Genomic DNA, 16304 nt, shown 5'->3' with positions numbered 1-16304 from the left:
AGTCGTCAAATCAAATCCTCGACATAGTCGGCCTCGATGCGCAGGTTGCCGATGATGAAGCCTTGCCTCTCGGCGCTGTTCTTGCCCATGTAGAACTCGAGCAGATCGCAGATCGGATCGTCCTTGGTCATCCGCACCTTGTCCAGCCGCATGTCCTCGCCGATGAAGTTCTTGAACTCGTCGGCCGAGATTTCCCCGAGGCCCTTGAAGCGCGTGATCTCGGGGTTCGGCCCGAGCTGGTTCACGGCCCGCAGGCGCTCCTCCTCGCTATAGCAGTAGCGCGTCTCTTTCTTGTTGCGCACGCGGAACAGCGGCGTCTGCAAAATATAAAGGTGTCCCGAGCGGATCACGTCGGGAAAGAACTGCAGGAAAAACGTCAGCAGCAGCAGCCGGATGTGCATTCCGTCCACATCGGCATCCGTCGCTACGATAATCTTGTTGTAGCGCAGGTTGTCCATGTCCTCTTCGATGTTCAGCGCGGCCTGCAGCAGATTGAACTCCTCGTTCTCGTAAACGATCTTCTTGGTCAGCCCGTAACTGTTGAGCGGCTTGCCGCGCAGGCTGAACACGGCCTGCGTGTTCACGTCGCGCGACTTGGTGATCGACCCGCTCGCGGAATTCCCCTCGGTGATGAAAATCATCGACTCCTCGGCCCGCTCGTTCTTGTCGGTGAGGTGGATACGGCAGTCGCGCAGCTTCTTGTTGTTGAGGCTCACCTTCTTGGCCATCTCGCGCGCCTTCTTCTGGATGCCGGAGATCGCCTTGCGTTCCTTCTCGCTTTCCTGAATCTTCCGCAGCAGCACGTCGGCCGTCTCGGAATGCTTGTGCAGATAGTTGTCGAGCTCGGTTTTCAGAAAATCGACGACGAAGTTGCGCACCGTCGGCCCGTCGGGTCCCATATCCTTCGATCCGAGCTTCGTCTTGGTCTGCGATTCGAACATCGGTTCCTCGACCTTGACGCTGATTGCCGCGATGACCGACGTGCGGATGTCCGCCGCATCGAAATCCTTGCGGTAGAACTCCTTGATCGTCTTGGCAATCGCTTCCCGGAACGCGGCCTGATGCGTCCCGCCCTGCGTCGTGTGCTGTCCGTTGACGAACGAATAGTACGTCTCGCCGTAGCCGTGCCCGTGCGTGATCGCCACCTCGATGTCGGTCCCCGTCAGGTGAATCGGCGGATAGAGCGGCTCCTCGCCCAGATTCTCGTTGAGCAGGTCCAGCAGGCCGTTGCGCGACACGAAAGCCTGCCCGTTGACGCGGATCGTCAGCCCGGCGTTCAGATAGGTGTAGTTGCGGATCATCGTCTCGACGTACTCCATGTGGTAGGCATACTCGCCGAATACGCTCCGGTCGGCCACGAACGACACGCTCGTGCCGTTGCGGTCGCCGACGCCGCTCTCGGACGTGTCCGATATCTCCTCGCCTGCCTCGAAACGCACGGTGCGCGCCTCGCCGTCGCGGACGCTGCGGATCGTGAACTCGCTCGACAGCGCGTTGACGGCCTTGATGCCGACGCCGTTCAGGCCGACGGATTTCTTGAAAGCCTTCGAATCGTACTTGGCTCCGGTGTTCATCTTCGAGGCGACGTCCACGAGCTTGCCGAGCGGAATGCCGCGCCCGTAGTCGCGCACCGACACGCGGCCGTCGTCCCCGACCGTGACGTCGATCGTCTTGCCGAAACCCATCATATACTCGTCTATCGAGTTGTCAAGCACCTCTTTGATCAGGATGTATATGCCGTCGTCGGCCGACGTGCCGTCGCCGAGCTTCCCGATATACATGCCCGGGCGCCGGCGGATATGCTCCTTCCAGTCGAGCGTCCGGATATGCTCGTCGCCGTAGTCTGCTGCTGCGTTCATGTTCGTTCCTTTCTTCGGATGCGGGACCTTCCCGCGTTATGACGATTCCTCAAAATATTCTATTTCCCTTCGGAAAGCATCCGTCCGTGCGCTTCCTTCATCAACGCTTCGGTCCGTCCGGCCAGCTCCCGGGCTTCCGAGGAAGCGACCCGCTCGGGCGGAATCGGATCGAGCACCCGCACGCGGAACGTGTGCGGCATCCGCACGCGCCAGCCTTTCATCAGGCTCCACGTGCCGTCGATCACGACAGGCTGTATGCCGACGCCCGCACTTTTCGCCACCAGAAAAGCCCCGTCCTTGAAGCGGCCGATCTCGCCGGTCCGCGTCCGCGTCCCTTCCGGGAACACGATGACCGAAGTACCTCTCGACAGGCGCTCGACGCAGCGTTCCATCATCCGCTTGGCGCTGCGGCGCGATCCGCGTTCGACCGGGATATCGCCGTGCATCCACAGCACCCAGCCGAAGATCGGCATCTTCTGCACCTCTTTTTTCGACACCCACTTGAAGTTGAGCGGCAGCACGTACATCAGCGGAATGTCGAGCATCGACTGATGATTCGTCACGATGACCCACGGACGGCTCCGATCGATCTTCTCCCGGCCTTCGACCCGCAGCTTCCATAGCGGGCACAACCGGAAGATCCCGTACGACCAGACGCGCGACGCCCAATGCAGCGCCACCCGTTCCTTATCGAAAAAAACGGTCAGCGCAAAAAGAACGGCGAACGGGACGAAACAGATCACCGTGAAGAGCGACAGAAGCAGATAGTAGATCGCAGAGGCCATATCGGCGCAGATTTTCCCATGTTAATCCTGCAAGTTTAGCACATTTTTTCGGTTTTTCCGACGCTGCGGCTGCGCAGTTATCAACATTTAATCAATTCCGGAAAGGTGTTCGGCTTGCTTCACTCCGACACGTCGCCGCACACAATGCATTGATCGTGAGCGCAATTCGCATCGCAATCCGGCTACCGAGCCGACAACGGCTCCCGGACGGTCAGCACCGACTCGCCTCCGGACCTGCGAAACCGCGGAACTTTCTGTCGCCGCCGGCCCGGCGGAAGCCTCTCAAAAAGCGCGGCAAAGTTGGCCGTTTCAAAAAAATCTCAGATATTTGCATGTCATGGAAAACGCACCGAAGATCACGCTGGAACAAATCCAGGCCCCCATAGCCGACCGGATACGCAGCTACGAGCGGTACATCGCGTCGATCCTGCATAGCGACAACGCCTATGTCGGCTCGATCAGCGACTACATCCTCGGCAACCGGGGCAAGCAGCTCCGCCCGCTGCTCGTGCTGCTGTCGGCCGCCCTGCACGGCGAGATCGGCCAGCGGAGCTACATGGGCGCGTCGCTGGTCGAGATGATCCATACGGCCTCGCTGATCCATGACGACGTCGTCGACGAGGCTTACGTCCGACGCGGCAAGCCGTCCGTCAACGCGCTGTGGCACGCCCGGACGGCCGTTCTGATCGGCGACTACATTTTCGCGCGCACCTATCACGTCTGCCTGCAAAACAAGGGCTGGGACATGCTGACCGAGGTCACGCGTTCGATCCACGAGGTGAGCGAGGGAGAGCTGATCCAGACCGAGCAGACCGAGAAACTGGCGATGACGCGCGAAATCTACTACGACATCATCTATAAGAAAACCGCCGCGCTGCTCGGCGCCTGCGGAGCCACCGGGGCGATCTCGGTCGGTGCGGACGAAGAGCACGTAAACCGGATGCGCGAGTTCGGCAACAACCTGGGCGTCGCCTTTCAGATCAAAGACGACATACTGGATTATTCGCCTATGGAAGTGACCGGCAAGCCCACCGGCGGCGACATGCGCGAGCGCAAGATCACGCTGCCGTTGCTCTACGTGCTCGAGCAAAGCACGCCGGCCGAACGCGACCTGCTGCTCGCCAAGCTAAGCGACGTGCGCAACAGCCCGGACCATGTCGAATACCTGTGCCGCGCAGTCGAGCGGGGGGGCGGGTTGGACCACGCCCGGCAGTGCATGGCCGAGTACCGCGACAAGGCGCTCGCCTTTTTGGAAGGATACCCCGATTCGGACGTACTGCGTTCGCTGCGCCTGTTCGCCGACTTCGTTCTCTCGCGGGACAAATAGCCGCTCCTGCGCCGGGCTCTCCCGCAGCCGCCGCGCCGAAGCGCGGGCCAGGACCGGAGGCGCGCCTCTAAAACAAAACCGACATGGAAACCCTGCTCCGATATTTTCCCGACCTGACCGCCGCGCAGCGCGAGCGCTTCGCCGTGCTCGACGAGGCGTACCGGACATGGAACGAACGCATCAACGTCATCTCGCGCAAGGACATCGATCGGCTCTACCCGCACCATGTGCTGCACTCGCTCGCCATCGCGAAAGTCTGCGCGCTGCGTCCCGGCGCGCGCGTGATGGACGTAGGCTGCGGCGGGGGCTTCCCCGGCATCCCGCTGGCCATACTCTTCCCGGAGGCGCGGTTCACGCTGGTCGACTCGATCGGCAAGAAAATACGCGTCGTCGACGAGGTGATCCGCGCTACGGGCCTGAACAACGTCCGTACCGTACACGGCCGGGCCGAGCAGGTCGGCGGCCGCTTCGATTTCGTCGTCAGCCGGGCCGTCACCGAAATGAAGACGTTCATCGGCTGGGTATGGGACAAGATCGACCGCGGCGAGGCGGCCGGCACGCTGCCCAACGGCATCCTGTACCTGAAGGGAGGCGACTTGAGAGACGAGCTGCAAGCCGCCGGCAAGCCGTACAGAACATACGAAATCGCCGATTTCTTCGACGGGGAATTTTTCGAGACCAAAAAGGTCGTCTATTTCGGCCGATGAGCTACCGTGCTGAAACTGTGCGGGAAGTGTCCTGCGAAAAATCGCGGAAAAGTTTTTTTATAAACAAAAATGTTTTTACCTTTGCACTCCGCCGTGCCTACGGCCCCGTCGCTCGCATTTTCGGGCGCGGGCGGCAGGGAAAACGAACGACTTTACGGGAAATAAATATATAAATCATAACCGCGATGAAAAGGACTTTTCAACCTTCACAGAGAAAGAAGATCAACAAGCACGGCTTCCGTGAAAGAATGTCGACCGCCAACGGCCGCAAAGTGCTTGCCGCCCGCCGCGCGAAAGGCCGCAAGAGACTGACCGTATCCGACGATACCCGCTGGAAATAGTCTCCGGCCGCAACGAATGTGAGGGCTGCTCATCCGGGCAGCCTTTTCTCTGTCCCGAAACCCGACTCATGTTCGACTTGACCGACCCGCTGAAAGGAATCGCCGCCGAAATCGACGCAGGACGACGTATCACGCCGGACGAAGCGCTCGCGCTCGCGGAGCAAGCCCCGCTGGCCCTGCTGGGGCTGCTGGCCGTGCGCGTCAAGGAACGCAAAAGCGGCAAAGAAGTATATTATAACCGGAATTTTCATATCGAGCCGACGAACGTCTGCGTGTTCAACTGCCGCTTCTGCTCGTATCGCCGGCCGGCCGGCTCGCCCGAGGCTTGGGATTACGACGAGCGGGAAATACTCTCCCAAGTCGAGGCACACCGCGACAGCGGCGCGACCGAAGTGCATATCGTCGGGGGCGTGCATCCGCGCAACGACCTTTATTATTACGCCGACCTGATCCGGAAGATCAAACGCATCATGCCTCAGGCGTCGGTCAAGGCGTTCACGGCGATCGAGCTCGCGTACATGATCCGTCAGGCGGGCCTCGCTCCCCGCGACGGACTGCTGCTGCTCAAGCAATCGGGCATGGAAGCGATTCCGGGCGGAGGAGCCGAAATCTTCGCCGAGCCTGTCCGCTCGCGCATCTGCCCCGAGAAAGGCACGGCCGACGAGTGGCTCTCGATGCACCGCGAGGCGCACCGGATCGGTATCCCGACCAACGCGACGATCCTGTACGGGCACATCGAGAGCTGGGAAGACCGCATCGACCACCTCGACCGGCTGCGCTCGCTGCAGGACGAAACGGGCGGATTCAACGCCTTCATTCCGCTCAAGTACCGCAGCCGCAACAATTCGATGTCCGGAATCGGCGAAGTCAGCGTTGTCGAAGACATGAGGATGACGGCTCTGGCGCGCATCTATCTCGACAATTTTCCGCACATCAAGGCCTACTGGCCGATGTTCGGCAAGACGACCGCCCAGATCGCGCTCGCTTTCGGAGCCGACGATATGGACGGCACGATCGACGACAGCACGAAAATCTACTCGATGGCCGGGGCCGAGGACCAGTCCCCGACCATGACGACCGCCGAGATGGAGCGGACGATACGCTCGGCAGGCTACGAGCCGGTCGAGCGCGACACGTTCTACCGTCCGGTCCGGAAAACGACCGATTGATCCGACGACCGCCGGTATCCCGCCGGTCGCAGCCGCGATGAACCCGGAGTTCCGGGACGGCATATCCGAAAAAATATAGTATATTTACGCCGAACTGCGGCAGGCTCCCGGAGAAACGGCGAAGTTCCTGCCGCAAACCGGTTGCCCGCGCGCTCCGGACCGATCCGAACGAAACGATGGAACCTAAGAACAGAACGCCCCGTCGGAGCACGGCCTCCGACAACGGACGCAGGCGGAACGGTCCTGCGTCCCCGCAACAAAAAAATACCGTATCACGACCCCGATCGTTTTCAGACATGAACCCTCTGCTAAAACTCGCCCGGCGCATCAACTCCAGCGTCATCGCGCGCAATCTGGTGCTGGCCGCCTGCGCGATCATCGTCTTCGTCTTCGTCGTCAACCTGTTGCTGAATCTGTTCACGCGGCACGGACAGGTACGGGTCGTACCCGACTTCAGCCACATGACCGTCGAGGAAGCCGCGCACGCAGGCAAAGAAGCATCGCTGAAAATCGAGATCAACGACTCGCTTTACGTGCCGGCCTATCCGGGAGGAGTCATTCTCGAACAGACGCCGGCCCCCGGCGAAAAGGTAAAGTCCGGGCGTCATATTTTCGTCACGATCAACTCGTTCCGCCAGAAAATGGTCGACGTGCCCTACGTGACCGGCTTCTCGCTGCGTCAGGCGAAGAACAACCTCGACATAGCCGGGCTCGGCATCAAGGAGCTGATCTACCGCGACGACATCGCCACGAACTACGTGCTCGAGGAGCGCTGCGACGGCAAGGTGGTCGGTCCGTCGAGCCGGATGCAGGCCGAAATCGGATCGGGCGTCACGCTGATCGTCGGCAGGGCCCCCGACGCGGCCGCGCCTCAGGTTCCCAAGCTGGTCGGTTTCTCGGTCCGCGAAGCGAAGAACCGGCTGTGGGAAGCCGGATTCAACATTGGCAAGATTACGACCGGCGACGGCATCGATGCGCTGAACGAACACGAGGCCAAGGTATACAAGCAGAGTCCCGCCACGGGAAGCCGGCAGGCCCTCGGCACGCAGGTGCGCATCTGGCTCACGCTCGACGAGGAACAGTTGGCCAAGGGACACAAACAATCGGACCGCGACGCGCGAGCCGCAGCCAAGGCGCTGGCCGACAGTTTGGAAGAAGCCGCATTCAACAACGCCGAATAATTTTTCCATGAGCGAGGAGGAACTGGACGACCTTTCGATGCCGGAAGAGATCGGCGAGACCGACTCTCAGGACGAAATGTACGAGCACTTCAGCGTGACCGTCGACAAGGGTCAGGGCATGCTGCGGATCGACAAATTCCTGACCAACCGGATGGAGGGCGTCTCGCGCAACCGTATTCAGGCCGCAGCCGACGCGGGGAACATCCTGGTCGGCGGCACTCCCGTCAAGTCGAGTTACAAGGTCAAGCCGCTCGACCGCATCTCGATCGTAATGCCGTACCCGTTGCGCGAACTGGAAATCGTCCCCGAGAACATTCCGCTCGACATCCGCTACGAGGACGACGACCTGATCATTGTCAACAAGCCGGCCGGCATGGTCGTACATCCGGGGCACGGCAACTACACGGGAACGCTCGTCAACGCGCTCACGTACCACCTCAAGGATCTGCCGCTGTTTCAGAGCGGGGACATGCGAGCCGGGCTCGTCCACCGCATCGACAAGAACACGTCGGGCATTCTGGTCATCGCGAAGAACGAGCGGGCGCACGCCCGGCTGGCCAAGCAGTTTTTCGACCATTCGATCGACCGGGTCTACCACGCGCTGGTATGGGGCAACATGGAGTCCGACGAAGGCACCGTGACCGGAAACATCGGCCGCAGCCTGCGCGACCGAATGAAGATGGCCGTATTTCCCGACGGCGAATCGGGCAAGCATGCCGTCACGCACTACCGCGTGCTCGAGCGGCTCGGCTACGTGAACCTCGTCGAGTGCCGCCTCGAAACGGGGCGCACGCACCAGATCCGCGTCCACATGGAGTATATCGGACACCCGCTGTTCAACGACGAGCGATACGGCGGCGACCGGATACTGAAAGGAACGACCTTTTCGAAATACCGGCAGTTCGTCGAGAACTGCTTCCGCCTGATGCCCCGTCACGGCCTGCATGCCCGCAGCCTCGGCTTCGTCCATCCGACGACCGGGGAGAACGTACATTTCGAGAGCGAGATGCCCGACGACATGCGCTCGGTCGTCGAACGCTGGCGGAACTATGTCGCAGGACGGGAAAGCACCGGAGAATAGCCGCGCCGTCCGCACCGGTCCCCGGTATCCGATCCTCCCCGGCGTCCGGTCCCTCGCTCCGGCCCCACGCAAATAACGGCACGGACCCGGCCGCCGCGCGATTTTCCCGAACGGCAGAACAGACCGGCTGCAAGAACGTCACGACAAGCCAGGCTTTCCTACGGCTCCGCAGATTCCCCTTCTGTCCGCCTTTTCCCCGGACGAACAGACTGCACGCGATTTCCGAATCGCCGATTCGGGAATTCATATTTTTATCCGTCGGATTCGGCTTACCCTTATTTATTCTATTTTGCCTCATACCGCTTTGGCATAAAAGCGCTCAGGCGATCTATGTTCTATCCTTCGGACTATACGGCCACCGCTTTCTATCTAGGCTATCGCCCCCTCTTTCCCGTTCCACGCCGCGTCCCCGTAAAAGCGTTTAGAAAACGCCATACGGAACGGATTCCCGAAAAACGAGCGCATCGGGACAACCCTGCCGACGGCATGGAGCCGGCCGACGCACATTCCATGCAAACACGACATCCCGAAATACAGCGCCGATCCCGCCGAGCGCATTCTTACTACGAAACGGGAAATTCGGATATCCGCCGGCCGACGGACTTTCCGCTTCAACCGGCATACCGCCATCGCGGCAGGGAAACGCCGGACAAGGAGAACCCTGGCTGCCGCGACGGCTGAACACGCATGCCCCGCCCCGTCCGAAGCAACGACTCGCATCCCGGCACGACTCGGCGGCGCAACGGCAGCCGGTCCTCGACGGACCGCCCCGACTACCGCGGCTCCATACGACGGAAATGACAAATGGTCCGATCGGATTCATCGTTCGGGAACGGAGCGCCCGTCGTTTCCGCTTTTTCTTAGGGAAAACGCACAAAAGGTCATCCGGAACACAGCGGGTAGGAACCCGATGCTTCCGACAAGAGAACCGTTCGGCAGTTCCCTCCCTCAAAAACAGAAATCACCCCTGCCGGAGATTGTTCCGACAGGGGTGAAATCGTAAAACCGGACCGTCGGACGGCCCTTTCCGTTCCGAACCGCCGAACGACCGGGAAAGCGTTAGTCCTTCAGCTTGGCCGACAGGAACTCACGGTTGAGCCGAGCGATGTGGGCGATCGAGATGCCTTTCGGGCACTCGGCCTCGCAGGCGCCGGTGTTCGTGCAGGCGCCGAAGCCCAGCTCGTCCATCTTGGCCACCATCGCCTTCGCACGACGCGCGCCCTCGACACGGCCCTGCGGCAGCTTAGCGAGCGACGACACGCGAGCTGCGACGAACAGCATGGCCGATCCGTTCTTGCAGGTAGCCACGCAGGCGCCGCATCCGATGCACGCGGCCGCATCCATGCTCTCGTCGGCATCGGGCTTCGGAATCGGAATCGTATTCGCGTCGGGCACTCCGCCGGTTCCGACCGAGACGAAACCGCCGGCCTGCAGAATCTTGTCGAACGCGCTGCGGTCGACGGCCAGGTCCTTGATAACTGGGAACGCGCGCGAGCGCCACGGCTCGATGGTGATCGTCTCGCCGTCGTGGAACTTGCGCATGTGCAGCTGGCAGGTCGTGATGTCCTCGTCGGGCCCGTGCGCGTGGCCGTTGATGTGCAGCGAGCACATGCCGCAGATGCCCTCGCGGCAGTCATGGTCGAACACGACGGGCTCCTCTCCCTTGTGGATCAGATCGTTGTTCAGGATATCCAGCATTTCGAGGAACGAAGTGTCGGGAGAAATGTTCTCGACCGTATAATCGACGAACTTTCCCTGAGAATGGGCGTTTTTCTGACGCCATATTTTCAATTTCAAATTCATGGTCTTTCTTGTTTAGCGATTAACTCATTCGATGATACGGCGCAGATTAGTCCTTGTAGTTGCGCTGAGCCAGATGCACGGCCTCGAACACGAGCGGTTCCTTGACCAGAACGGGCTCCTTGTCGTCCCCGGCATACTCCCAGCCGGCCACGTAGAGGTAGTTCTCGTCGTCGCGCTTGGCCTCGCCCTCGGGAGTCTGCATCTCGACCCGGAAGTGACCGCCGCACGACTCGTTGCGGTTCAGACCGTCGCGGGCCATCAGCTCGCCCAGTTCGAGGAAGTCGGCCAGCCGGAGCGCCTTCTCGAGCTCCTGATTGAACTCCTTGTCGGAACCCGGAACACGGACGTTGGCCCAAAACTCCTTGCGAAGCGCCTGAATCTCGACGATCGCCTTCTCGAGGCTCTCCTTCGTACGGGCCATACCGACGTTTTCCCACATGATGTGACCGAGCTTCTTGTGCAGTTCGTCGACGGTATCCTTGCCCTGAATCGACAGCAGCTTCGCGATCCGATCGCGGACGCTCTTCTCGGCCTCGTCGAACTCGGGCGTGTCGGTCTTCACTTTCGGGGACTGGATTTCATGAGAGAGATAATCGCCGATCGTGTACGGAAGCACGAAATAGCCGTCGGCCAAACCCTGCATCAGCGCCGAGGCGCCCAAACGGTTGGCTCCGTGATCGGAGAAGTTGGCCTCGCCGATGGCATACAGGCCGGGGATCGTCGTCATCAGGTTGTAGTCGACCCAGATGCCGCCCATCGTGTAGTGCACGGCCGGAAAGATCTGCATCGGCTCTTTGTAGGGATTCACGTCGGTGATCTTCTCGTACATCTGGAACAGGTTGCCGTAGCGTTCGCGGATCGTCTGCTCGCCCAGACGCGCGATCGCGGTCGAGAAGTCGAGGAACACGGCCAGACCGGTCTCGTTCACGCCGAAGCCCGCGTCGCAGCGCTCTTTGGCGGCGCGCGACGCCACGTCGCGAGGCACCAGATTGCCGAAAGCCGGATAACGGCGCTCCAGATAGTAATCGCGGTCTTCCTCGGGAATCTGCGAAGGCTTGATCTTTTTCGCGCGCAGCTTTTCGACATCCTCCTTCTTCTTGGGAACCCAGATACGGCCGTCGTTTCTCAGCGACTCGGACATCAGCGTCAGCTTCGACTGCTGCGTACCGTGCACCGGAATACAGGTCGGGTGGATCTGCGTGAAGCACGGGTTTGCGAATACGGCGCCTTTCTTATAGCACTGCCATGCGGCCGAGCCGTTCGAGTTCATCGCGTTGGTCGACAGGAAGAAGACGTTGCCGTATCCGCCCGTAGCCATGACGACCGCATGGGCGCCGAAACGCTCGATCTCGCCCGTCACCAGATTGCGCGTGATGATACCCCGGGCCTTGCCGTCGACCATGACCAGCTCGAGCATCTCGTGGCGGGGATAGCTCTTGACGGTTCCGGCGGCGATCTGACGGTTCAACGCGGCATAGGCGCCCAGCAGCAACTGCTGTCCGGTCTGACCCCGGGCATAGAACGTACGCGATACCTGCGCACCGCCGAACGAACGGTTCGCAAGCAGTCCGCCGTACTCGCGGGCGAACGGAACGCCCTGAGCGACGCACTGGTCGATGATCGAGTTCGACACCTCGGCCAGACGGTATACGTTCGCCTCGCGGGCCCGGTAGTCGCCGCCCTTGATCGTATCGTAGAACAGGCGGAATACCGAGTCGTTGTCGTTCTGGTAGTTCTTGGCCGCATTGATACCGCCCTGAGCCGCGATGCTATGCGCGCGACGCGGCGAATCGCTGATGCAGAATACCTTGACGTTGTATCCCAGCTCGCCGAGCGAAGCGGCGGCCGAAGCGCCGCCCAGGCCGGTGCCTATGACGATGATGTCGAGTTTTCTCTTGTTGGCGGGGCTGACCACCTTGATCTCCGCCTTATGCTTGCTCCATTTTTCGGCCAACGGCCCCTGAGGAGCTTTCGATTCTAACTTAATCATGATTTCGTCTCTTTATTGTTTTTCAGTCCGTCAAAAAATGGATACATACTTAGAAGCCGGCGCACGATCCGCCGCAGACGCCGAGGCTGCGCAGATAGAACACGATCACGACGAGCGCGAAGCAAAGGAACACGATCGTGGCTACGACGTTGGCGATACGCTTGAGCCGCGGAAGCCACGTCTGGTTATCCCAGCCGATCGTATGGAAAGCGCTCCAGAATCCGTGCGTCAGGTGAAACCATATGGCGGCGAACCAAACGAGGTAGATGATGCAGTAGACCGGGCTGCTGAACAGCGCCGCGATGTAGGCCGCGCCGTCGGCGGGCGGGAAGGGACCGAGCTCGTGGTTGCCGATGATCTCGGCGAACTGCATGTTGTACCAGAAGTTGTAAAGGTGCAGCAGCAGTCCGAGCACGATGATGATCCCGAGCACGTACATGTTCCGCGAAGCCCACGTAACCCCTTCGGGCTCGGCCGTCATGGCGTAGCGCTGGCTGCCCCGCGAGCTGCGGTTGTGAAGGGTCAGCACCGTCGCATAGACCAGATGCACGACCACGCCGGCGGCCAGGATCAGCGTGCCGGCGAGCGCGTACCAGTTGGCACCCAGAAACTCGCAGATCGCGTTGTAAGCCTCCGTCGAGAAGACGGCCGCCAGGTTCATCGACATGTGGAACAACAGAAACAGCACGAGGAAAAGACCCGAGACACTCATAATCAGTTTCCTCCCGATGGTAGATGTTAACAGATTGCCCATAAAAGTTTAAGTTTAGATATTTTGGTTACTCACAAGATTGGTCCCTGCACTTCAGCGCCCGAAGTCCGGAAAACAGAGCACAAAGTTATCCCATTGTTTTTTAAATAACAATCTTTTGCGAGGGAATCTGCGTCATTTCGCCTTAATTTTTCAGAAAATTGGCCTATCTTTCGATTCCGTTAATCGGCCCGATATGATGAACGAAAAAAATACGATCCGCAGCGAAATCCGGCGGCAAGCCGAGTTACGGAACGAACGATGGAGACGGCAATCGTCCGAGGCGATCCTTCGGAGACTCGAACGGCTCGACGTTTTCGAGCGGGCCGCGAGCGTCGCGTTGTACTGGTCGCTGCCGGGCGAGGTTTTCACGCACGATCTGGTCGAGCGCTGGAGCCGGTCCAAACGGATCTATCTGCCAGTCATGCAGGGCGACGGACTGATCCTGAAGCGGTTCACCGACCGGAACGACCTGCGGAAAGCCCGCTTCGGGGTGCAAGAACCGGTCACGGGCGAAACGGCCGGTCCCGGCGACATGGAACTGATCGTCGTTCCGGGCGTAGCCTTCGACCGGCAAGGAAACCGGCTCGGGCACGGCAAGGGCTTCTACGACCGGCTGCTTCACGAGCCGGGTCTTTTGAAAGCGGGCGTCTGTTTCGACTACCAAATGCAGGAGCGTATACCCCACGAAGCGCACGACGTCGCCATGGACCTGCTCGTGTGCGGATCGGATCGGAACGCCGAGCTGATCGAATGCCGCAGGCCGAGGAGCGAAACGGCCCGGAACGCCTGAACGTTCCCCTCGACCGAAGGCGGACCGCCCGAACGGGACGAGCCCGTCCTCGGCACGGTTCCTGCCGCAGGATGGTCCGAAAACGAAATGCCGCGACAGCAGCGAAGAGCCGGCGCCGCGATGCCTGCGCAAGAGTCCGTCAAGGAGTGCGTTCCGCACGACCGGCCGGCGGAAAAGATGGTCTTTTCCCGAAAAACGGTTATCTTTGCATGCTAAGCCTCCGCGCGCGAGCGACAGAGGCGCAGCCTGCGAAGGCTGAACGGCCGCAAAACGACAAGACGGAAACTACATGGACATGAAAACTCATATCGTTCGCGCAGTCAAATACCTGATCTGGCTCGCGTTGCTCTTCACGCTGGTCTTCGCGCTGATGATCTCGACGGGAACCTCGCGCGTCGGAGCGGGCGAAGCGCTGCACGAGCTGTTCGGTTCGTCGCGGGGCATGCTGATGATCGCGACGATCGTCGTGCTGGCCCTGCTTTACCCTCGCTTCGGCTTCACGCGGCGAAGCGTCCGGGCCGATCTGAAGGCCGATCGGGAACGGATTCTGCAAACGCTGCATACGAGCGGCTACTCGCTTGTCGCCGAGAGCGAGGGGACAATGATTTTCCGAGCCTCGTCGCCGTTGAAGCGGGCCCTGCTGCTGTGGGAAGACCGCATCGCCGTGACGGCCGACGGCGAATCGATCACGCTTGACGGCATCCGCAAGGAAGTCGTGCGGGCGGAGTTCCGCCTGAAGTCTTTCCTCGAGCAGTAGGAAAGCCGCCCGAATCCGGTTCCGGACATACGCCGCAGGCGACTTTTCGCGTTATACGTCGTCAAGCAACCGAAAAACATGAAAAAGATAACGAAATCCGTCCGCTACGCACTGATCGCCGCCGCGACGCTGGTCGCGGCGGGAGCGTTCACGGCCGCATCGAAGCCCGATTTCGCGCTCGGGCGCAACATACAGATTCTGTTCAACATGTTCCGCGACGTGAGCGCGTTTTACGTCGATTCGGTCGACACGGACGAAATGCTTCGGGACGCGGCCGCCGGAATGACCTCGAATCTCGACCCGTACACCGTCCTGATACCCGAGGACGAGATGGAGGAGTTCGAGATACTCACCACCGGCAAATACGGAGGAATCGGCGCCCTCGTGCGCCAGAGCGGCGACTGGATCGCGATCGCGCAGCCCTACGAGGGATTTCCCGCCGACAAGGCGGGGCTGGTCATCGGAGACAAGCTGCTCGAGGTGGACGGCCGGAGCATCCGGGGCCTCGACGTGTCGGAAGTCAGCTCGATGCTCAAGGGTTCGCCCGGCACCGCGCTGCGGCTCAAGGTCGAGAAGCTGCTCACCGGAGAGCAGGCCGACGTCACGCTACGGCGCGAGCGCATCAAGATATCGGGCATTCCCTATTACGGCATGATTGCCGACGGGGTCGGATACGTCCTGCACGACGATTTCACGGAAGAGTGCAGCCTCGACATGCGCCGCGCGCTCGTCGAGCTCAAGAAGCAAGGCGCCACGTCGCTGATCATCGACCTGAGAGGCAACGGCGGAGGCATACTGCAGGAGGCCGTCAAGATTCTCTCCCTGCTGGTTCCCAAAGGGACCGAAGTCGTGTCGATGAAAGGCCGTATCGGCGAACTCGACGAGACGTTCACGACGCAGACCGACCCGATCGACACGCGGATGCCCGTCGTCGTGCTGGTCAACAGCCAGTCGGCCTCGGCTGCCGAGATCGTCTCGGGGGCGCTGCAAGATCTGGACCGCGCCGTACTGCTCGGCCAGCGGACCTTCGGCAAGGGACTCGTGCAATCGACCCGCCCGCTCGGCTACAATGCCTTTCTGAAAGTCACTACGGCCAAGTACTACATTCCCAGCGGACGGTGCATTCAGGCGCTCGACTACGCCCACCGCAACGACGACGGCAGCGTCGGAACCGTACCCGACTCGCTGATCTGGGAGTTCCGGACCTCCGGCGGCAGGAAGGTGTACGACGGGGGAGGCGTGATGCCCGACGTGCGCATCGAACCGCAGTATGTCAGCCGTTTCACGACGGTTCTTTACGGCAAGGGGTATCTGGAGGATTTCGCGAACGACTATTTCAGGCGCCACCGCGAAGGAGTGGACGTCGACCGGTTCACGCTGCCGGACGACGAGTACGACCGGTTCGTCGAGTTCATGCAGGACAAGGACGTCGAGGTCGAGTCGCAGACGCAGCGGACGGTCGACGAGTTGCGCCGCCAAGCCGAACGCGAAAAGTATCTGGACCGTATCTCCGGCGAGCTCGAAGCGATCGAGCGCAAACTCAAGGACGACAAGAACGCCGATTTGCAGGCATTCAGGGAGGATATCCGCAAGTTGCTCGAGAGCGAAATCGTCATGCGCTACCACTATTATGCCGGCGTGGCACGCCACTCGGCTCTGCGCGACCGGGAGGTGCGGGCCGCCGTCGAGCTGCTCGCCGACACGGCCCGCTACCGCCGGATACTCTCGCAACAGGACACCGAGCGCAAATAAGCCCCGCC

The 16304-nt window shown here is 60.8% G+C and carries 14 protein-coding genes; 9 read left to right on the top strand and 5 right to left on the bottom strand.

What is annotated here, in order from left to right:
- Positions 1-5: 5 nt before the first annotated feature.
- A complete protein-coding gene (locus NQ491_RS08285) occupies positions 6-1859 on the bottom strand; it encodes a DNA topoisomerase IV subunit B (protein WP_019246642.1) in 1854 nt (617 codons plus the stop codon).
- 59 nt (positions 1860-1918) lie between these two features.
- Entirely contained in the window at positions 1919-2644 is a 726-nt protein-coding gene (locus tag NQ491_RS08280) for a lysophospholipid acyltransferase family protein (RefSeq protein ID WP_019246643.1), read from the bottom strand.
- 337 nt (positions 2645-2981) lie between these two features.
- On the opposite strand from NQ491_RS08280, the gene NQ491_RS08275 reads away from it, so the two are divergent.
- The 6 genes from NQ491_RS08275 to NQ491_RS08250 all read left to right on the top strand — a co-directional run bounded on the left by NQ491_RS08275 (position 2982) and on the right by NQ491_RS08250 (position 8450).
- A complete protein-coding gene (locus NQ491_RS08275; protein WP_019246644.1) occupies positions 2982-3971 on the top strand; it encodes a polyprenyl synthetase family protein in 990 nt (329 codons plus the stop codon).
- Between the two features lie 83 nt (positions 3972-4054).
- Complete coding sequence (gene rsmG / locus NQ491_RS08270) at positions 4055-4678, top strand: 16S rRNA (guanine(527)-N(7))-methyltransferase RsmG (protein WP_019246645.1); 624 nt, start codon at positions 4055-4057, stop codon at positions 4676-4678.
- A gap of 185 nt (positions 4679-4863) precedes the next feature.
- A complete protein-coding gene (gene rpmH / locus NQ491_RS08265) occupies positions 4864-5019 on the top strand; it encodes a 50S ribosomal protein L34 (RefSeq protein ID WP_019246646.1) in 156 nt (51 codons plus the stop codon).
- Positions 5020-5087: 68 nt separating this feature from the next.
- Positions 5088-6188, top strand: coding sequence for a radical SAM protein (locus NQ491_RS08260; RefSeq protein ID WP_019246647.1), 1101 nt, complete (start codon positions 5088-5090; stop codon positions 6186-6188).
- A gap of 296 nt (positions 6189-6484) precedes the next feature.
- The gene (locus NQ491_RS08255; protein ID WP_019246648.1) at positions 6485-7369 is read left to right on the top strand and encodes a PASTA domain-containing protein; all 885 of its coding nucleotides are present in this window, start codon (positions 6485-6487) and stop codon (positions 7367-7369) included.
- A gap of 7 nt (positions 7370-7376) precedes the next feature.
- Positions 7377-8450: an RluA family pseudouridine synthase gene (locus NQ491_RS08250; protein WP_019246649.1), complete on the top strand. Its 1074-nt coding sequence runs from the start codon at positions 7377-7379 to the stop codon at positions 8448-8450.
- A 1059-nt stretch (positions 8451-9509) separates the two neighbouring features.
- Here the strand turns inward: NQ491_RS08250 and NQ491_RS08245 are convergent.
- Genes NQ491_RS08245 through NQ491_RS08235 form a run of 3 tightly spaced genes read right to left on the bottom strand, consistent with a single transcriptional unit; the run spans position 9510 to position 12997 of the window.
- Entirely contained in the window at positions 9510-10253 is a 744-nt protein-coding gene (locus tag NQ491_RS08245) for a succinate dehydrogenase/fumarate reductase iron-sulfur subunit (protein ID WP_019246651.1), read from the bottom strand.
- Positions 10254-10299: 46 nt separating this feature from the next.
- Positions 10300-12243 carry a fumarate reductase/succinate dehydrogenase flavoprotein subunit gene (locus tag NQ491_RS08240; protein WP_026089774.1) on the bottom strand — a complete coding sequence of 648 codons (1944 nt, stop codon included), beginning with the start codon at positions 12241-12243 and terminating at the stop codon, positions 10300-10302.
- A 49-nt stretch (positions 12244-12292) separates the two neighbouring features.
- Complete coding sequence (locus NQ491_RS08235) at positions 12293-12997, bottom strand: fumarate reductase (RefSeq protein ID WP_034283356.1); 705 nt, start codon at positions 12995-12997, stop codon at positions 12293-12295.
- Between the two features lie 193 nt (positions 12998-13190).
- Between NQ491_RS08235 and NQ491_RS08230 the strand changes: the two genes are divergently transcribed.
- The 3 genes from NQ491_RS08230 (at position 13191) to NQ491_RS08220 (ending at position 16296) form a co-directional block, all read left to right on the top strand.
- Complete coding sequence (locus tag NQ491_RS08230) at positions 13191-13787, top strand: 5-formyltetrahydrofolate cyclo-ligase (protein ID WP_019246654.1); 597 nt, start codon at positions 13191-13193, stop codon at positions 13785-13787.
- Between the two features lie 295 nt (positions 13788-14082).
- The gene (locus NQ491_RS08225; RefSeq protein ID WP_026089776.1) at positions 14083-14544 is read left to right on the top strand and encodes a hypothetical protein; all 462 of its coding nucleotides are present in this window, start codon (positions 14083-14085) and stop codon (positions 14542-14544) included.
- A 78-nt stretch (positions 14545-14622) separates the two neighbouring features.
- Positions 14623-16296 (top strand): S41 family peptidase, encoded by a 1674-nt coding sequence (locus NQ491_RS08220; RefSeq protein ID WP_019246657.1) that lies wholly within the window; start codon positions 14623-14625, stop codon positions 16294-16296.
- Positions 16297-16304 lie beyond the last annotated feature (8 nt).

The organism is Alistipes ihumii AP11 (assembly GCF_025144665.1).
Classification (GTDB): Bacteria; Bacteroidota; Bacteroidia; order Bacteroidales; family Rikenellaceae; genus Alistipes_A; species Alistipes_A ihumii.
This window is presented reverse-complemented; position numbering and strand designations above follow the sequence as displayed.

Coding starts and splice junctions, on each gene's coding strand:
- NQ491_RS08285 (WP_019246642.1), bottom strand. CDS start 1,859: ATGAACGCAGCAGCAGACTACGGCGACGAGCATATCCGGACGCTCGAC.
- NQ491_RS08280 (WP_019246643.1), bottom strand. CDS start 2,644: ATGGCCTCTGCGATCTACTATCTGCTTCTGTCGCTCTTCACGGTGATC.
- NQ491_RS08275 (WP_019246644.1), top strand. CDS start 2,982: ATGGAAAACGCACCGAAGATCACGCTGGAACAAATCCAGGCCCCCATA.
- rsmG (WP_019246645.1), top strand. CDS start 4,055: ATGGAAACCCTGCTCCGATATTTTCCCGACCTGACCGCCGCGCAGCGC.
- rpmH (WP_019246646.1), top strand. CDS start 4,864: ATGAAAAGGACTTTTCAACCTTCACAGAGAAAGAAGATCAACAAGCAC.
- NQ491_RS08260 (WP_019246647.1), top strand. CDS start 5,088: ATGTTCGACTTGACCGACCCGCTGAAAGGAATCGCCGCCGAAATCGAC.
- NQ491_RS08255 (WP_019246648.1), top strand. CDS start 6,485: ATGAACCCTCTGCTAAAACTCGCCCGGCGCATCAACTCCAGCGTCATC.
- NQ491_RS08250 (WP_019246649.1), top strand. CDS start 7,377: ATGAGCGAGGAGGAACTGGACGACCTTTCGATGCCGGAAGAGATCGGC.
- NQ491_RS08245 (WP_019246651.1), bottom strand. CDS start 10,253: ATGAATTTGAAATTGAAAATATGGCGTCAGAAAAACGCCCATTCTCAG.
- NQ491_RS08240 (WP_026089774.1), bottom strand. CDS start 12,243: ATGATTAAGTTAGAATCGAAAGCTCCTCAGGGGCCGTTGGCCGAAAAA.
- NQ491_RS08235 (WP_034283356.1), bottom strand. CDS start 12,997: ATGGGCAATCTGTTAACATCTACCATCGGGAGGAAACTGATTATGAGT.
- NQ491_RS08230 (WP_019246654.1), top strand. CDS start 13,191: ATGATGAACGAAAAAAATACGATCCGCAGCGAAATCCGGCGGCAAGCC.
- NQ491_RS08225 (WP_026089776.1), top strand. CDS start 14,083: ATGAAAACTCATATCGTTCGCGCAGTCAAATACCTGATCTGGCTCGCG.
- NQ491_RS08220 (WP_019246657.1), top strand. CDS start 14,623: ATGAAAAAGATAACGAAATCCGTCCGCTACGCACTGATCGCCGCCGCG.